Here is a 16,930-nt window from a genome sequence, read left to right on the forward strand (position 1 = left end):
AAATCGTTTTTAAAGTGAGAATGATTCTCCACAACCACAGGTTCTATTGGCATTAGGATTATTAAACACAAAGCCTGCACCATTTAAACCGCCTGAATACTCTAAGGTTGTTCCTATTAAATATAAAAAGCTCTTCTTATCAACGATAATTTTAACACCGTTATCTTCAAAGACTTTGTCATCAACTTTTTGTTCCTTATCAAATTTTAAATCATATGATAACCCAGAACATCCACCACTTTTTACACCTACCCTAACAAAATCGGTAGTGGTGTTAAAGCCATCGTCACTCATAAGCTCAATGACTTTCTTTTTAGCTGTATCTGATACTTTAATCATCTCTTATATAGATTTTATCTAAATAGAGTGCAAATATATGACATAAGGAGTGTTAATCCATATGTCCTAACATTATATTAGGAAATAATAGCATAGAATTATCTTATTCTGAAGCGAAATTGAATAGACTAAATTGAAAACAAAGTGGTTAGTTCATTTTTATGCTGAAAATCGCTTACGCGAATACTGACTCTCAAGAAGAAAAAGCTGTCTCAATGCTATTTTAATCGCTTTGTTTTTTATGGGAAGACTTTCAAACTCCCCTTTCATGTCAATTAAAACTTCAGACTTACATGTTTTACAAATCAAGACCTCAGAACATTCTTTATGTTTTGCAGAACGCTTTAAATTATGGCCAAAAACAGAGCAAGTCATCTCGCTGGTTGTGGTAATATGCATAGGTAGTACGATTTGGGAAAACTAACTTAAGTAAACTAGAGCTATAAATCGTTATAATGCGTATTTTTTCGATGAAATACACGGTATCTGTACGCGATAGCCATTAAAAAATCTAATGATCTAGCGGAACCTTAGAAAAAAAGCAACTATTTTTGCAGTATGATAGAAGATAAAAACCCACAACGTACCTCTTTAGAACAACTTGGAGAATTTGGACTCATTGAGCATTTAACTAAAGGTTTTGATATTACTCAGAAGTCAACGATTAAAGGTATTGGTGATGACGCTGCCGTGCTTGACGTTCGAGACAAACAAATTGTTGTAACAACCGATTTGCTTGTTGAAAATATTCATTTTGATTTATCATATGTGCCGCTAAAGCATTTGGGTTATAAAGCTGTAGTTGTGAATTTAAGCGATGTTTATGCAATGAATGCCAACGCAACTCAAATTACTGTATCTCTTGCTGTATCTAATCGTTTTCCATTGGAAGCGATAGAGGCATTATATGATGGTATTGAAACTGCAGCAAAACTTTATAATGTAGATGTCATTGGTGGAGATACAACCTCATCTACAACTGGACTCATTATTTCGATAACGGCTATTGGTGAAGCCGAAAAAGAAGACCTAGTATATAGAAATGGAGCAAAGCCAAATAATCTCGTCGTAGTTACCGGTGATATAGGTGCTGCTTATATGGGATTGCAAGTATTAGAGCGTGAAAAAGAGGTGTTTAAGGTAAATCCTCAAAGCCAGCCAGACCTAGAACTTTACACTTACATTATTGAGCGACAATTAAAACCTGAGGCCAGAAAAGATATCGTTAAACTTTTAAAAGAATTACAGGTTAAACCAACATCAATGATTGATATTAGTGATGGTTTATCTTCGGAAGTCATCCATATTTGTAAGCAAAGTGGCGTGGGTGTTGAGATATATGAAAATAAAATACCCTTAGATCCTCAAGTAATTTCAACTTGTGAAGAATTCAATATCGATAGCACAACAATTGCATTAAATGGTGGAGAAGATTACGAGTTATTAATGACAATTTCACAAGAAGATTTTCCAAAAATAAAGGGTAATCCTAATCTAACAGTAATCGGTTTTATCACTGAAAAAAATAAAGGAATGCACTTAATCACCCGAGGTGAAGAAGCTGTACCTATTATTGCTAAGGGTTGGAATGCTATGAAAAATGGGGCGTAAAATCTAGAATCGCACTTTCTTTAATATCTGAGGACACTTTATGTTTGCGTCTATCGATACGTCGATTATGAATACGTTCTAAAACTGAATTAATTTCTTTGTGTTTTGGAGTTAGTGGTGTTAATCCACCCTTTCCGCTTGTAGTCACTTGAGAATTACAATGAGAACACTTGTATTCTTTAACATGATACGTAATGTGTTTTGAGACTTCATATTGATGCCCAAAAATAGAACAATAGAGACTTTTCACCTGATACTACGATTTTAGTTATTAAATTAGAGGATAGCTAAATATATGAAAACCATAGAGTAAGGTAAGATGTTTCCCTAATATATCGATGAAGTGAGTGTTTTGTTCTGTAAACGAACCATTCTTCGTGCGTAAATCTTCTCTAAGATGGCGTTTATCTCTTGGTATTTTGGTGTCAACTCTGTGAGCTTACCATTACCATTGGTGGTTAACTGTCGCTTACAGCATTTACATGTGTACTCTTTTACATGAGAGGTCACCTTCTTGGATATTTCATAATTGTGTCCAAAAATATCGCAGTAAATCTTTAAAGGATTAGAATTTTTAGTAGTTTTTTTCATGGCTGTCAAATTTGGGGACTGTAAACATATAAAAAAAAGATAATAAAAGCGTCTAAAAGTATATTTATTCTATAAAACGCATAATTATGTAGGATATTTCTGATTTATTTTCAATATGACTCATGTGCCCATAAGGTAATTCATGACATATAATATCACTATCCTTAGTTTCCCTTAATAAACGATCTCCATCTATAACTGGATCGTCAGAACCCATAATTATTAACTTTTTTGCAGTTAAACTTTTAAAAAATTCATAACTATCAGGCCTTACCATCATACCCTCTTGCGCTGCCATATACCCCTGAAGCGATGTTTTTAGAGCATCATTTAAAGCGTTCTCCATTTCATCTTTATAAGTAATCCTACTTGCCGCAGAAAATAAATTTGTAAATGATAATCGTACAACGTTTCTAAAATTGGTTTGTACCATCTTATTCGCTTTTCTTCGCACGTCTCGACGCTCATCATCATCGGCTCTGTACGTTGAATTCATAAGACATAATCCGCGCAGGGCTTCTTGATTCATCTTTGCTAAAACTAAAGCGACATAGCCTCCCATAGAATGGCCAATAACAACATAATCAAAAACTTCTAAATGATTTAGCACTGCCATAACGGCTTCAGCCATATCCTCCATGGTATGAATATATCCTATACTTCCTGTTTGACCATGACCTAAAAGATCTATGCAAATTACGCGATGTGTTAAACTAATTTGGGGCATAATACCCTGCCACATCGTACTATTTTCAAGAAAACCATGAATTAAAATCACAACTTTTCCTGTTCCTATATCTTCAAAATAGACGGGTATGTTTTTGTACTTTAAGATCATTGAACACAAAGATAGGATTTGAATGAATGTCACACTTAACAATTTACTATATTTGACTCAAATCATAATACAATGACGTCATCCTACTTCATTAACTAAAAAAATAATTGTTTGATTTCTAGAAAAAACCTGCTTATTGCCAGTTTCGGATTATTTTCCTTGTTCTTTGGTGCAGGCAATTTATTATTACCTCCTCTTTTAGGTTATAATGCCGGCGAAAACTGGTTTTGGGTAACGATTGGATTTATGATTACTGCTGTGATTATACCAATTATTGGAATTTTAGCTCATGCAAAATTACAAGGAACACTATACGACTTTGGTAAAAAAGTGTCTCCACAATTTAGTCTCATTTACTGTATTCTCATTTATGTAATTGCAGTTGCCATACCCTCACCGAGAACAGCCGCTGCAACACATGAAATTGCAATTCATCCAAACTTTGGCACGAGTCCTTTATTAACCAGTGCTGTCTATTTTGCTTTGGTTTTAATATTTGTGCTAAACCGTTCTAAAATCTTAGGATTCATTGGTAAATTCTTAACCCCTTTAATTGTGATTATGCTTTTAATGGTCATAGGAATTGGCTTATGGTCTTCGGAAATGATCACAAGTACATCCCAAATTCAAACTCCCATTGTAAGCGGAATACTCGAGGGATACCAGACTTTTGATGCCATTGGCGCTGTAGTGGTTGGAGCTGTAATCATTATCTCAATAAATTTAAAAATTGATGCCAGCTTTGAAGCCAAACGGACTTTAATAAGGAAATCGGGGTGGATTGCAGGACTCGGCTTATTTATTATTTATGCTGGATTGATTTCAGTTGGCGCATATTACGGATCAGAAATCTCAATCAATACCGATTTAAGCAGTGATATGCAACGTGCCAATTTGCTCAGAGGCATTAGTATGGCTTCACTAGGAGGTTTTGGAAATGCCGTATTAAGTATCTTAATTTCATTAGCCTGTTTCACCACTGCGATTGGTATCATTGCAGGAACAGCCGATTATTTTAAAGGTCTGCTTCATAATTCTAAACCTGTTTATGTGATAACGGCCATAATTGCCTGTGTCTTGGGCATTATAGTCGGTCAACTTGATTTTAACTCTATCATTTTGGTGGCAGTACCGGTTTTATTATTCATTTATCCAATTACCATCGTTCTTATTATTTTGAATGTACTTCCTGAACGCTTTTCAACAGCCTTTGTTTTTAGATCTGTAGTTTTAGTTACTTTCCTTTTTAGTATTCCCGATGTGGTTGGTTTTGTAAGTCCGTCTGAAGGTTTACAAGCATTTATTCAATACATCCCATTTGCTCAGCAAAGTTTAGGATGGGTGATCCCTTCATTCGTGACGTGTCTCGGAATTGGACTTTTAAATCCCATAAAAAAAGTCTAGAACTTAAATTTCTAGACTTCTTTCAAATAGTTTTTACAATTAAGAATTCATCAATTCTTCAATCTCTTCAGCTTCAATTGGAATATTTCGCATCAAGTTAAACGGTTCTCCATTTTCCCGTATTACCACATCGTCTTCTAATCGAATTCCAAAACCTTCATCTGGAATATAAATCCCAGGCTCTACAGTAAATACCATATTGGCTTGCATGGGTTCTGTTAAGATACCGTAATCATGTGTATCTAATCCCATGTGATGTGACGTCCCATGCATGAAGTATTTCTTATAGGCAGGCCAATCTTTATCTTCATTTTGGATATCTGCTTTGTCAAGCAAACCAAGTCCTAGTAATTCTGAAGTCATCAACTTACCAACCTCAACGTGATATGCTGCCCAATCTGCACCTGGCACTAACAGCTTTGTAGCATCATTTTTTACACGGTTTACTGCGTCATAAACAGCACGTTGTCTGTCCGTAAATCGTCCAGAAACAGGTATGGTTCTTGACATATCACTACTATAGTTGGCATATTCTGCTCCAACATCCATTAAAATCAAATCTCCTGCTTTACACTGCTGATTATTCTCGATATAATGCAATACGTTGGCATTATTTCCTGAAGCGATAATCGGTGTATATGCAAACTTCTTCGAACGACGACACAAAAATTCGTGGATAAATTCGGCTTCGATCTCATACTCCCACACATCTGGTTTCACAAAATTTAAAACACGACGGAACCCTTTTTCGGTAATATCACAAGCCTTCTGGATTAAATCTAACTCAACTTGATCTTTAACTGAGCGTAAACGCTGTAAAATTGGGTTACTCTTCGCAACTGAATGCGCTGGATATTTATCTTTAAGCCATTTGGTAAAACGATCTTCTCGAGTTTCCGTTTCAACTGATGCGCGATAATGTTCATTGGTATTTATGTATACCGTATCGCATTGGGTCATGATTTCGAACATAATCTTCTCCATATCCTGAAGCCAGTAAACCGTTTTAATACCACTTGTTGCTAATGCCGCTTCTTTCGTTAATTTCTCCCCTTCCCAAACGGCAATGAGATCATTTGTTTCCTTTAAAAACAGAATTTCTCTATGCTTTTCCTTAGGGCAGTCAGGAAATAATACCAAGATACTTTCTTCCTGATCAACACCGCTTAAATAAAAAATATCCCGATGTTGTTCAAAAGGCATAGTACTATCGGCACTAATAGGATAGGTGTCATTCGAATTGAAAACAGCGAGACTGCTAGGTTTCATTTTCGACATAAAGTTTTTACGATTCTGTATAAAAAGGTTGGCGTTTATTTTGTGATATTTCATCTGTTTAATAAATTAAGTGTTTAGTACCCATACTAGCTAGCTCATAATAATTTTATTGAGACCAGTGCTCATACATGAGGTATCTTAGAACTGTTAAATTTCATTCCTGTAAAGGTAATTAGATTAACTAGTTAATTCAAATTATCTCCAAATCGTTATATTTGTTAGCGCAAAAGCAAATAATAAAAATCTTTTCAAATCTAGACTATGAAAAAAATTACATTCTCTACCTTAATATTAACCTTATGTTTTGTTATCGGTATTACAAGAGTTTCAGGAGCTCAAGAATTCTTGTATGAAGTTCCATTAACTAGTCAGGTGCAATCGTCATCACAAATTGTTGAAGGTAAGGTGATTTCTAAAGCCTCCTTTTGGGACGATAACCAAATGAATATATACACTGTTAATACGGTCGAAGTTTATAAAGTGTTTAAAGGTCAATCTTTGGCAGAAATTGTTGAAGTGATAACTCCAGGTGGTACCGTAGGCTTACAATCTGAAGTTGTAACACCTAGTCTATCTTTAAATATTGGAGATATTGGTGTATTTATGTTACACGCAAACTCTGTAACTATAAGCAATGGTAGTGCACAAACAAAGTATAAACCATTTTCTTCAGTACAAGGATTTTATAAATATGATTTAACTACCAATACGGCATATAATCCGTTTCAGACGAAACAAAATATCACGGAAAACTTTTATAATGAACTTCAAGGTTTAACTAATAGTGCTCCAGTTGAAATTTCAGAATTTGATGTCAATGCCATTAACGCTAATAGGGATGTTGCTGGCGCGGTTGTTATTACTGGCTTTACACCCGCTACGGTAAATGGAGGTGTAAAAGACCAACTTACCATTAATGGTTTTGGTTTTGGAACTATTCCAGGAGTTATTGGCTTTAGAGATGCGAATTTTGGTGGTTCACAATATTATGATGCACTGCCAACTCAAACCGTTAGTTGGTCAGATACAGTGATTGTAGTTGAAGTTCCGTCAAGAGCAGGAACTGGTGATATTAGAGTACAACCATTTTCTGGTGGTACAGCTATATCTATCGATAATCTTGAAGTGTTTTATTCTCAAATCAATCCTAGTAACGGAACGTTTGACTTCCCGTCACAACATGTAGATGTTAATGGATTAGGAGGTTATACTTGGCAAATGCATACTGACTTTGATGGCAATACTGCCGCGAACGCCTCTTTTATTAGAGCCTTTGAAACATGGTCTTGCACAACAGGTATTAATTGGGATATTGGTGCCGTAACAACCGTTGATGTTGTTGCCGCAGATGGTATAAATATTATTAGATTTGATAATGCTGGCGAATTACCTGGAGGTGTTTTAGGAAGAAATACATCAAGATTTGGAGCTTGTGGTTCAACATCTCCTGGAGGTTTAGATGTATTTGTAACTGAGTTGGATATTGTTTTTAACGACACTACCAATTGGCAATTTGGCCCTAACCCTGCAGTAGGATCGCAAGTTGACTTCGAAACAGTTGCAGTTCATGAACTTGGACATGCACATCAATTAGCACACATCATCGATCCGGGAGCTATCATGCATTTTGCAGTTGGCCCTGGTCAAAACAACCGAAACTTGAGTGATAGTGATTTAGGCGGAGCCAACGACGTGATGGTAAGAAACATAAATTCTCCTGTTTGTGGAGAAGACGCGATGACCTTCTCGTCTTGTTCAAACCTAAGTGTAGATGATAATTTCCTTGCTGAAAACATCTCTATTTATCCTAACCCAGCAAAAAACAATTTAAATATTTTAAGTGGTGCAGCAATACAATTAGATCAAGCAACAATATATGATGTGCGAGGCAGACTAGTTCTTAGACAAGATTTAAGTAACTCGGGAAGTCTAAACCAGATCAACATCAGCCAACTTAATACCGGCGTTTATTTTATCAAACTTGATACTGACAATGCCAGTACAAGTAAAAAGTTTATTGTAGAATAAAAACATCATTACAATATCATTTTAAAAGGTGTCTTTTTAAAAAGACACCTTTTTTCATTTTATAACGAAACTCTCCTCATCTATATTTGTTATCTTTAGAGTTCTAAAAAACCAACCATTATGTTTAAACAAATTTGTTATTTCTTCTTTTTAGTCTCTGCCGTAAGTATTGCACAACAAACTGCGACCTCATCAACAATCATCGAAGAAGCACTCCTTCAAAAACAACAATTCACCACAACCTCTTTAGTTAAAAATGTAGCTTTTGAAAATATTGGTCCTACCGTGATGAGTGGCCGTGTAGTTGATTTAGCAGTCAATCCTGATAATCCAACAGAATTCTATGTAGGTTATGCGTCTGGAGGTGTATGGCACACTGTAAATAACGGGACAACATTTAACCCCATATTAGATTCGTCGCCGACACAAAATGTTGGCGATATTGCAGTAGATTGGAACAATCGAACTATTTGGGTTGGCACAGGAGAAAACAATTCATCACGCTCAAGTTATGCTGGTATTGGTATTTTAAAATCTACAGATAATGGGAAAACCTGGCAAAATATGGGACTTATAGATTCTCACCATATTGGTCGTATTCTTATTAATCCAAATAATCCAGATGAAGTAGTAGTAGGTGTGACGGGCCATTTATATTCGCCAAATCAAGAACGCGGTATTTATAAAACTACTGATGGCGGAAAGACATGGTCGCAAAAATTATTTGTAGATGAGATGAGCGGTATTATTGACCTTCAAACCAATCCAAACAACTTTAATTTGATGTTTGCGTCATCATGGACCAAAGACAGAAAAGCCTGGAATTTTGATGGTAGCGGTAATAATTCAGCTATTTATAAAAGTACTGATGCAGGTGACTCATGGGCTAAAGTATCCATAGATAACAGCGGCTTTCCTACGGGTCAAGGTGTTGGTAGAATTGGACTGGCAGTATACGATAACAATATCGTTTATGCGGTACACGATAGTCAATTCCGAAGAGCTTCCGAAGAGAAAAAAGAACCGACAAATATGTTGACAAAAGAAGACTTTAAAACCATGTCTACTTCCGACTTTTTAGCACTAGATAATAAAAAGCTAAATGCCTATTTAAAAATGAATGGGTTTCAAGAAAAATATCGCGCAGACAATGTCAAACAAATGGTTCGTAGCGGAAATGTGAAGCCTATTGACCTTTCAAAGTATTTGGAAGATGCTAATTCTATGCTCTTTGATACACCAGTAATTGGAATTGAAGTGTATAAAAGTATCGATGGCGGAATGAGCTGGAAAAAAACACATTCCGATTACCTAGATGATATCTACTATAGTTACGGTTACTATTTTGGACATATCTATGTTGCACCTAATAATGCAGATCATTTATATATCTATGGTGTGCCTATCGTAAAATCTAAAGATGGAGGGAACACTTTTAAGTCTATTAGTGCCGAGAACGTGCATGCCGATCATCATGCCCTTTGGATCAATCCCAAAAATCCGAATCATTTAATTAATGGAAACGATGGTGGTGTAAATATCACCTATGATGACGGTGAGAACTGGATTAAAAATAACGCCCCTTCTGTGGGTCAATTTTACGCCATTAATGTCGACAATGCGAAACCATATAACGTCTATGGTGGCTTACAAGATAATGGTGTGTGGGTTGGAGCTCACACGTCTAGAGAAAATAAAAGTTGGCATCAGAGCGGTCAATATCCTTGGAAAAGTATAATGGGTGGTGACGGCATGCAAGTTCAAATTGATAGCAGAGATAACAACATTGTATATACCGGTTTTCAATTTGGAAATTACTTCAGATTGAATCTCGAAACCGAAGAACAAACTTACATTCAACCCAAGCATGAGTTAGGCGAAACACCATATCGTTTTAATTGGCAAACACCAATTTTATTGTCACCGCACAATCAAGATATTTTGTATTTAGGAGGCAACAAATTAATGCGTTCTATGAATCAAGGTAATGATTGGACGGCCATTAGTGAAGACCTAACCAATGGAGGAAGAAAAGGAAATGTCGCTTATGGTACGCTAAGTGCTATTAGTGAATCTCCATTTCAATTTGGATTAATTTATACTGGAAGTGACGATGGCGTTGTGGCATTGACAAAAAATGCTGGTGCAAGTTGGACTCCTATTTCAGCATCCCTACCTAAAGACCTTTGGGTCAGTCGCGTCGTGGCTTCAGAACATCAAAAAGAACGTGTGTATGTGACTCTTAATGGCTATCGATGGGATGATTTTAAAGTATATGCATACATGAGTGATGACTATGGAAATACCTGGATTGATATAAGTGGTAATATTCCGGCATCTCCTGTAAATGTAATTCGAGAGGATTCTGAAAATGAAAACATTTTGTATTTGGGAACCGATAATGGTGCTTACATATCTTTCAATCGTGGGCAAAACTGGGAAGTTTTTAGCAAAGGACTCCCTAACGTAGCTATTCACGATATCGTAATTCAGCCAGAGGCAAAGCATCTATTGTTAGGAACTCATGGCAGAAGTATCTATAAAACGGATATTACACCATTACAACAAATGAATGATGATATGCGTTCAAAATCGATCACCTTATTCAAAGTAAATAATACAAGGTATTCATCCCGTTGGGGAAGTAGTTGGAGCAAATGGTTTGATGCTTTCGAACCTCAAGTAGATATTACCTTCTACACGAATGCTTCAGGCGAAAAAACCATTAAAGTATTCTCAGAAAATGGAGATTTGCTAAATGAAATGAAAATTAAAGCAGATAAAGGGTTTAACTATACAGCCTATGATTTAACACTCACGGAAAAGGGACGAAAAGCATTGCTCAAAAACAATACAAGCATTGATATTAACAAAGCTAAAAACGGTAGGTATTATGTACCCAAAGGAACCTATACGATACAAGTAGGGGATGAAAAAACAACGTTTGACGTAAAATAAAAAGGATTTTTATAAGTTTTATTAAAAAATCATCAATGAACGTCTATAGATATAGTGCTCTATTCATTTTTAGTATGTTATTGTCGTGTAGTGATAATTCTACCGATAATCCACCACTGAATAGCCCTAACTTAATCATTAAATTAAAATTTGATCCAGATCAGGAGCGATTAGGAAATCTCGGTCAACCTGTCTCCGTACCGATTGGTAATGCTGCCCAAACACCAACAATAAATCGCATGAGTGCCAACTACATAGAATTTGCGCCATCTGCTACAACGGCTTTAGGAACAGGTGAAGTCATATTTGAAGGTGATGAAACCACAGATGGAGGCACACAGGCTATCAATTTCCAAAATGCTGTTTTTGCAGGAAATAATGACACATTTTTAATTGTACCTCTATCAGAGGTTTCTATCGGAAATTATGAATGGGTAAGGGTGTCTTTAGCTTATCAAGAAGGCGGTATTGATTTACGTGTCAATGGCCTTGATATTTCTGGTACCTTAGGAAGTTTTGTTGGATACAATTCATATATCACTTCTTTTAATCTGAACGGAAACATCATTGATGTCAATGCCAACAAGGAACAAGGTTTTTGGGTATTTGAAGCCTTAGGTTTTACAACGCAAGGTCAGGCGCCCGAAGGCGCAACCACAGTATCTAACCCTTTATTTGCCACTTCTCCAATCCCACAGGGATCCTGTGTTGTGACTGGAGAATTTGAAAATGGTTTTACAATTACCGGAAATGAAACACAAGACATTACTGTGACCCTTTCATTTTCTATTAACGATAGTTTTGAATGGACCGAGGTTAATGCCGATGGTAAATATGAACCAGAAGTTGGCGAACAAGTGGTTGATATGGGACTTCGCGGATTAATACCATTAGTTTCAAACAGTCCTTAAATTTTAACGTTACCAATAAAATAGGTATGCTTGATTAAAACTATTCACATTTCTTTCACATTTTTTTGACATGTTCTAAAGAATATACCATTAGTTTTACCATGAATTAAATAAAAAATTAGCACCTCTTGGCCATCTAAAAAAAATTAAGAGACCCTTTTTTAAATCTAACTAAATTACACCATGCTAAAGTCCGCTCTTTTACTCTTAGCATTATTCTTATCCTCTTATGCCTTTTCTCAAGAAGAATCGAATAATGATCTCAAAATATTTGTCGATTGCAATATCTGTGACAATACATTTCTTAGACAAAATCTTGGGAATGTTCAATTTGTCAGAGATCAGGATTTAAGTGATGTTCACTTGTTTTTTGTGACACAACGAAATGGGAGCGGCGGAAGACAGTACGATATTGATTTTATAGGTAAAAATGAATTTGAGAACATCAATTACAAGTTACAGTTTTCAACAGATTCTAACATGACACGAGACGATGTTAGAAACCGAACCATGGAATATATAAAACTAGGTCTGGTAAGGTTTTGGATAGCCAATGGCAACTTGGCTAATGTTTCAGTAGATGTCCCAGGACCAGAAACCGAATCTGAAAACTCAACAGTAAAGGATCCATGGAATTATTGGGTATTTCGTTTTGGTGCAAATGGGTTTTTTGATGGCCAAGAATCTAATAATTCTAGTAACTTAAATTTTAATGTTTCCGCAAGACGAGTAACCGAAAAAAACAAATTCTTCTTTAGGGTTGGTTTCAGTGAAAACAAATCGACTTTTACTTTTGATGGTGAAGATATAGTCGCAATCAATAATAACAAATCACTTAATATAAGTGACGTACTAAGTATTAACGATCATTGGTCATATGGTCTCTTTGGCAATATAGGCACTTCTACCTTTAGTAATTATGACTTGTTTTGGAGATTGAGACCTGCGATAGAATACAATTTTTTTAAATATGAAGACTCGGCCAAAAAACAGCTCATTCTATCGTACAGAAACGGTTTGGTTTTTAACGATTATATTGAACGCACTGTTTTTGCAGAGGAAAAAGAGCTCTTATTTCAGCATTCCTTTTTATTAGGTGGTAGTGTTCGTCAGGAATGGGGAAATATAAACGGAGAAGCCTCTTTTAATCAATATTTGAATGATACTTCCTTGCAATCATTCGGGTTCTTTCTTGGTGCAAATATTCGTGTATTTAAAGGATTTAATTTTAATGTTGGAGGTAACTATAGAATAACCAGAGATCAAATTAATCTCCCAGCAGGTGATATTTCGCTTGAAGAATTATTATTACAACAACAACAATTACAATCCGGCTATAATTATTTTGTAAGTGTCGGTTTTAGCTACCAATTTGGATCTATTTATAATTCGATAGTAAATCCTAGATTCAACTTTTAATTAAATCCATTCTAAATAATCATTTTAAGTCTTAAAATTTGCTGAGGACTCGCTCGAATCTTATCTTTGTGGAAGAAATAATTAACTACAATTATAATGAGCGGAATTTTAAATTCGTCGATTGGAAGAAAGATAGCCATGGCACTTTCGGCACTCTTCCTAATGGTTTTCATTTTACAGCATTTTTTAATTAACATCCTTTCAGTTATCAACCCAGACACTTTTAACGAAGTATCGCACTTTATGGGAACTAATCCTTTGGTGCAATTTGCACTTCAACCGGTTCTTATTTTCGGTGTCATTTTTCATTTTGTTATGGGCTTTGTTCTAGAAATCAAAAACAATAGAGCACGTGCTGTTGGCTATGCTCAAAATAGTCCATCCAATAATTCAACGTGGATCAGTAGAAATATGATCTGGAGTGGAGGCTTTATTCTGGTATTCTTAATTATCCACTTCATCGATTTTTGGATTCCAGAAATTAATACAAAGTATATCGTTGGTGATATGTCTGGATTACTTGTAGATGGCGAAGGCTATAGGTATTATGAAGAACTCGTGCATAAATTCGAACCTATTTGGAGAGTGGCATTATATTGCTTAGGCTTTGTATTCTTGGCACTACATCTATTGCATGGTTTTAATTCTTCGTTCCAATCTGTTGGAGCAAATAATAAATACACAAAGGGATTAAAAGGATTTGGGAACGTCTATTCAATTGGTGTCCCATTGGGATTTATTTTCATTGCGCTATTCCATTATTTTAATCACTAAAAACACATCTAAATATGGCTTTAGATTCTAAAATACCTAAAGGACCACTAGCTGAAAAGTGGACGAAATATAAAAACGATATTAATCTGGTTAATCCAGCTAACAAACGTTTAATTGACATTATAATTGTTGGTACGGGTTTAGCAGGCGGATCTGCTGCGGCCACATTAGCCGAATTAGGCTATAACGTAAAAGCATTTTGTTTTCAAGATTCTCCAAGACGTGCACATTCAATTGCAGCTCAGGGAGGAATTAATGCGGCAAAGAACTATCAAGGTGATGGTGACTCAACCTACCGTTTATTTTATGATACTGTAAAAGGTGGTGATTACAGATCTAGAGAAGCAAATGTATATCGCTTAGCAGAAGTATCAACGAACATTATTGACCAATGTGTTGCTCAGGGTGTTCCTTTCGCGAGAGAATATGGAGGTCTTTTAGATAACCGTTCTTTTGGCGGTGTATTAGTATCTAGAACATTTTATGCTAAAGGTCAAACTGGTCAACAATTATTGCTTGGTGCTTATTCTGCCATGAATCGTCAAATTGGTCGTGGAAAAATAAAAATGTACACACGTCATGAAATGCTTGATGTGGTTGTTGTAGATGGAAAAGCAAGAGGAATCATTGCACGCGATTTGGTAACTGGGGAAATAGAACGACATTCAGCTCATGCTGTTGTATTAGGAACTGGTGGTTATGGTAATGCATTCTACTTATCTACCTATGCCATGGGAAGTAACGTGACTGCTGCATGGAAAGCACATAAGCGTGGCGCTTTCTTTGCAAATCCTTGTTATACACAAATTCACCCAACTTGTATTCCTGTTTCTGGCGATCATCAGTCTAAACTCACGTTAATGTCTGAGTCATTAAGAAATGATGGACGTATTTGGGTACCAAAACATATGAAAGACGTCGAAGCGATTAGAAATGGAAGTTTAAAGCCAACACAACTCGCTGAAGACGATAGAGATTATTACTTAGAGCGTCGCTATCCGGCGTTTGGTAATTTAGTACCACGAGATGTGGCTTCAAGAGCTGCCAAAGAACGTTGTGATGCTGGATATGGTGTAAACCAAACAGGTGAGGCTGTTTATTTAGATTTTTCTGCTGCCATTGAACGCTACGGAAAAGAACAAGCACACGTGAAAGGTTTAAATGAAGATGATACTGCGTTGGTTCAGAAACTTGGAAAAGAAGTCATTGCCAACAAATATGGAAACTTATTCCAGATGTATGAGAAAATCGTAGATCAAAATCCTTACGAAACACCGATGATGATTTATCCTGCAGTTCACTATACAATGGGAGGGCTTTGGGTAGATTATAACTTAATGACTAATGTACCTGGATTATATGCTATCGGTGAAGCAAACTTTTCTGATCATGGGGCAAACCGCTTAGGAGCTTCAGCATTAATGCAAGGTTTAGCCGATGGGTATTTCGTATTGCCTTATACTATTGGTGATTATTTAGCCGATGATATTAGAACTGGAACAATTCCAACTGACTCAAAAGAGTTTGATGAGGCAGAGAAAAATGTTCGAATTAGTATTGATAAATTAATCAATAATAAAGGGACAAAATCTGTAGATTATTTCCATAAACGTCTTGGTAAGATTATGTGGAACAAATGCGGAATGGCTCGTAATGCTAAAGATTTAAAATCAGCCATTACTGAAATCGCAGAACTCAGAGAAGAATTCTATAAAGATGTTTTTGTTCCTGGAAAAGAGAACGAATATAATGAAGAGTTAGCTAAAGCAGCACGTGTTGCAGATTTCTTAGAATTAGGCGAATTATTTGCTAAAGACGCTTTAGAACGCGAAGAATCTGCTGGGGGACATTTTAGAGATGAATATCAAACAGAAACTGGTGAAGCCTTAAGAAGACCTGAGTACCAATATGTGTCTGCTTGGGAATACAAAGGACAACCAAGTGAGGCAGTCCATCATAAAGAAGCATTAGCCTATGAGAATATTGAAGTAAAAGAGAGAAGTTACAAATAAAAAAGAGCTATGATGAATTTAACATTGAAAATATGGCGTCAAAAAAACGCTGGTGATAAAGGAAAAATGGTTGATTATAATCTAAGTGATGTGTCACCGGATATGTCATTTTTAGAAATGCTAGATATACTAAATCAAGAATTAATAGAAAAAGGAGAAGAACCAGTAGCATTTGATCATGATTGTAGAGAAGGGATCTGTGGAACTTGCTCCCTATATATAAACGGAAGAGCGCACGGACCACAAACAAAAATTACAGCGTGCCAATTACACATGCGTAGTTTTAACGATGGTGACACCATTTATATAGAACCTTGGAGAGCAAAAGCATTCCCTGTTGTTAAAGATCTGATTGTAGATAGAAGTGCATTTGATAGAATCCAGCAAGCTGGAGGATTTATTTCAGTAAATACCTCGGGTAACACTCAAGACGCTAATGCAATTCCGATTGAAAAAGAGCATGCCGACAATGCTTTTGACGCAGCAACCTGTATTGGTTGTGGTGCCTGTGTAGCTTCTTGTAAGAATTCTAGTGCTATGTTATTTGTTGGGGCTAAAGTCTCTCAGTTTGCACTGCTACCGCAAGGACAAGTTGAAGCTACAGATCGTGTATTAAACATGGTCAAACAAATGGATGAAGAAGGTTTTGGAAACTGCACCAATACAGGAGCCTGTGAGGTGGAATGTCCTAAAGGAATTTCTTTAGAAAACATTGCTCGTATGAATCGAGAATATTTAAAAGCCAGTTTGAAAGGATAAACTGAAAA

The 16,930-nt window shown here is 36.0% G+C and carries 15 protein-coding genes; 9 read left to right on the forward strand and 6 right to left on the reverse strand.

Translation table 11 applies throughout. The annotated features are described in order from the left end of the window. Positions 1-9: 9 nt before the first annotated feature. Positions 10-339, reverse strand: coding sequence for an iron-sulfur cluster assembly accessory protein (locus BLT57_RS01915; protein ID WP_091421462.1), 330 nt, complete (start codon positions 337-339; stop codon positions 10-12). Positions 340-498: 159 nt separating this feature from the next. Beyond that, positions 499-738: a hypothetical protein gene (locus tag BLT57_RS14005; RefSeq protein WP_157717095.1), complete on the reverse strand. Its 240-nt coding sequence runs from the start codon at positions 736-738 to the stop codon at positions 499-501. 159 nt (positions 739-897) lie between these two features. On the opposite strand from BLT57_RS14005, the gene thiL reads away from it, so the two are divergent. After that, on the forward strand, positions 898-1,950 hold the full coding sequence (gene thiL, locus BLT57_RS01920; protein WP_091421464.1) for a thiamine-phosphate kinase: 1,053 nt from the start codon (positions 898-900) through the stop codon (positions 1,948-1,950). On the opposite strand, the gene BLT57_RS01925 is transcribed toward thiL, so the two are convergent. The 3 genes from BLT57_RS01925 to BLT57_RS01935 form a co-directional block, all read right to left on the reverse strand. After that, complete coding sequence (locus BLT57_RS01925; protein WP_091421466.1) at positions 1,931-2,200, reverse strand: hypothetical protein; 270 nt, start codon at positions 2,198-2,200, stop codon at positions 1,931-1,933. The two genes, thiL and BLT57_RS01925, sit on opposite strands and share 20 nt — an antisense overlap. A 77-nt stretch (positions 2,201-2,277) precedes the next feature. Next, complete coding sequence (locus BLT57_RS01930; protein ID WP_091421472.1) at positions 2,278-2,541, reverse strand: hypothetical protein; 264 nt, start codon at positions 2,539-2,541, stop codon at positions 2,278-2,280. Positions 2,542-2,605: 64 nt separating this feature from the next. Next, positions 2,606-3,379 (reverse strand): alpha/beta fold hydrolase, encoded by a 774-nt coding sequence (locus BLT57_RS01935; protein ID WP_091421474.1) that lies wholly within the window; start codon positions 3,377-3,379, stop codon positions 2,606-2,608. A gap of 111 nt (positions 3,380-3,490) precedes the next feature. Here BLT57_RS01935 and brnQ point away from each other — a divergent pair, with 111 nt between their 5' ends. Further along, positions 3,491-4,783, forward strand: coding sequence for a branched-chain amino acid transport system II carrier protein (gene brnQ / locus BLT57_RS01940; RefSeq protein ID WP_091421476.1), 1,293 nt, complete (start codon positions 3,491-3,493; stop codon positions 4,781-4,783). A 39-nt stretch (positions 4,784-4,822) separates the two neighbouring features. Here the strand turns inward: brnQ and BLT57_RS01945 are convergent, their stop codons facing one another. Beyond that, positions 4,823-6,115, reverse strand: coding sequence for an aminopeptidase P family protein (locus tag BLT57_RS01945; protein ID WP_091421478.1), 1,293 nt, complete (start codon positions 6,113-6,115; stop codon positions 4,823-4,825). 207 nt (positions 6,116-6,322) lie between these two features. On the opposite strand from BLT57_RS01945, the gene BLT57_RS01950 reads away from it, so the two are divergent. From BLT57_RS01950 to BLT57_RS01980, 7 genes are all read left to right on the forward strand, one after another. Continuing rightward, a complete protein-coding gene (locus BLT57_RS01950; RefSeq protein ID WP_091421480.1) occupies positions 6,323-8,089 on the forward strand; it encodes a T9SS type A sorting domain-containing protein in 1,767 nt (588 codons plus the stop codon). A gap of 120 nt (positions 8,090-8,209) precedes the next feature. Further along, positions 8,210-11,047, forward strand: a complete 2,838-nt coding sequence (locus tag BLT57_RS01955) for an exo-alpha-sialidase (RefSeq protein ID WP_091421483.1) — start codon at positions 8,210-8,212, stop codon at positions 11,045-11,047. A gap of 35 nt (positions 11,048-11,082) precedes the next feature. Beyond that, the gene (locus BLT57_RS01960; RefSeq protein WP_091421485.1) at positions 11,083-11,958 is read left to right on the forward strand and encodes a hypothetical protein; all 876 of its coding nucleotides are present in this window, start codon (positions 11,083-11,085) and stop codon (positions 11,956-11,958) included. Between the two features lie 183 nt (positions 11,959-12,141). Next, on the forward strand, positions 12,142-13,377 hold the full coding sequence (locus BLT57_RS01965; RefSeq protein WP_091421486.1) for a hypothetical protein: 1,236 nt from the start codon (positions 12,142-12,144) through the stop codon (positions 13,375-13,377). Positions 13,378-13,473: 96 nt separating this feature from the next. Next, positions 13,474-14,151, forward strand: coding sequence for a succinate dehydrogenase cytochrome b subunit (locus BLT57_RS01970; protein ID WP_091421489.1), 678 nt, complete (start codon positions 13,474-13,476; stop codon positions 14,149-14,151). A gap of 14 nt (positions 14,152-14,165) precedes the next feature. Then, a complete protein-coding gene (locus BLT57_RS01975; protein ID WP_091421493.1) occupies positions 14,166-16,163 on the forward strand; it encodes a fumarate reductase/succinate dehydrogenase flavoprotein subunit in 1,998 nt (665 codons plus the stop codon). A gap of 12 nt (positions 16,164-16,175) precedes the next feature. After that, positions 16,176-16,922 (forward strand): succinate dehydrogenase/fumarate reductase iron-sulfur subunit, encoded by a 747-nt coding sequence (locus tag BLT57_RS01980; protein ID WP_091421498.1) that lies wholly within the window; start codon positions 16,176-16,178, stop codon positions 16,920-16,922. Positions 16,923-16,930: the final 8 nt, after the last annotated feature.

The organism is Formosa sp. Hel1_31_208 (assembly GCF_900104785.1).
Classification (GTDB): Bacteria; Bacteroidota; Bacteroidia; order Flavobacteriales; family Flavobacteriaceae; genus Psychroserpens.

What these genes read in the sequence shown, in the direction of transcription:
- thiL (WP_091421464.1), top strand. Translation starts at nt 898, where the DNA reads ATGATAGAAGATAAAAACCCACAACGTACCTCTTTAGAACAACTTGGA.
- BLT57_RS01945 (WP_091421478.1), bottom strand. Translation starts at nt 6,115, where the DNA reads ATGAAATATCACAAAATAAACGCCAACCTTTTTATACAGAATCGTAAA.
- BLT57_RS01980 (WP_091421498.1), top strand. Translation starts at nt 16,176, where the DNA reads ATGAATTTAACATTGAAAATATGGCGTCAAAAAAACGCTGGTGATAAA.
- BLT57_RS01965 (WP_091421486.1), top strand. Translation starts at nt 12,142, where the DNA reads ATGCTAAAGTCCGCTCTTTTACTCTTAGCATTATTCTTATCCTCTTAT.
- BLT57_RS01960 (WP_091421485.1), top strand. Translation starts at nt 11,083, where the DNA reads ATGAACGTCTATAGATATAGTGCTCTATTCATTTTTAGTATGTTATTG.
- BLT57_RS01970 (WP_091421489.1), top strand. Translation starts at nt 13,474, where the DNA reads ATGAGCGGAATTTTAAATTCGTCGATTGGAAGAAAGATAGCCATGGCA.
- BLT57_RS01955 (WP_091421483.1), top strand. Translation starts at nt 8,210, where the DNA reads ATGTTTAAACAAATTTGTTATTTCTTCTTTTTAGTCTCTGCCGTAAGT.
- BLT57_RS01975 (WP_091421493.1), top strand. Translation starts at nt 14,166, where the DNA reads ATGGCTTTAGATTCTAAAATACCTAAAGGACCACTAGCTGAAAAGTGG.
- BLT57_RS01950 (WP_091421480.1), top strand. Translation starts at nt 6,323, where the DNA reads ATGAAAAAAATTACATTCTCTACCTTAATATTAACCTTATGTTTTGTT.
- BLT57_RS01930 (WP_091421472.1), bottom strand. Translation starts at nt 2,541, where the DNA reads ATGAAAAAAACTACTAAAAATTCTAATCCTTTAAAGATTTACTGCGAT.
- BLT57_RS01915 (WP_091421462.1), bottom strand. Translation starts at nt 339, where the DNA reads ATGATTAAAGTATCAGATACAGCTAAAAAGAAAGTCATTGAGCTTATG.
- BLT57_RS14005 (WP_157717095.1), bottom strand. Translation starts at nt 738, where the DNA reads ATGCATATTACCACAACCAGCGAGATGACTTGCTCTGTTTTTGGCCAT.
- BLT57_RS01935 (WP_091421474.1), bottom strand. Translation starts at nt 3,379, where the DNA reads ATGATCTTAAAGTACAAAAACATACCCGTCTATTTTGAAGATATAGGA.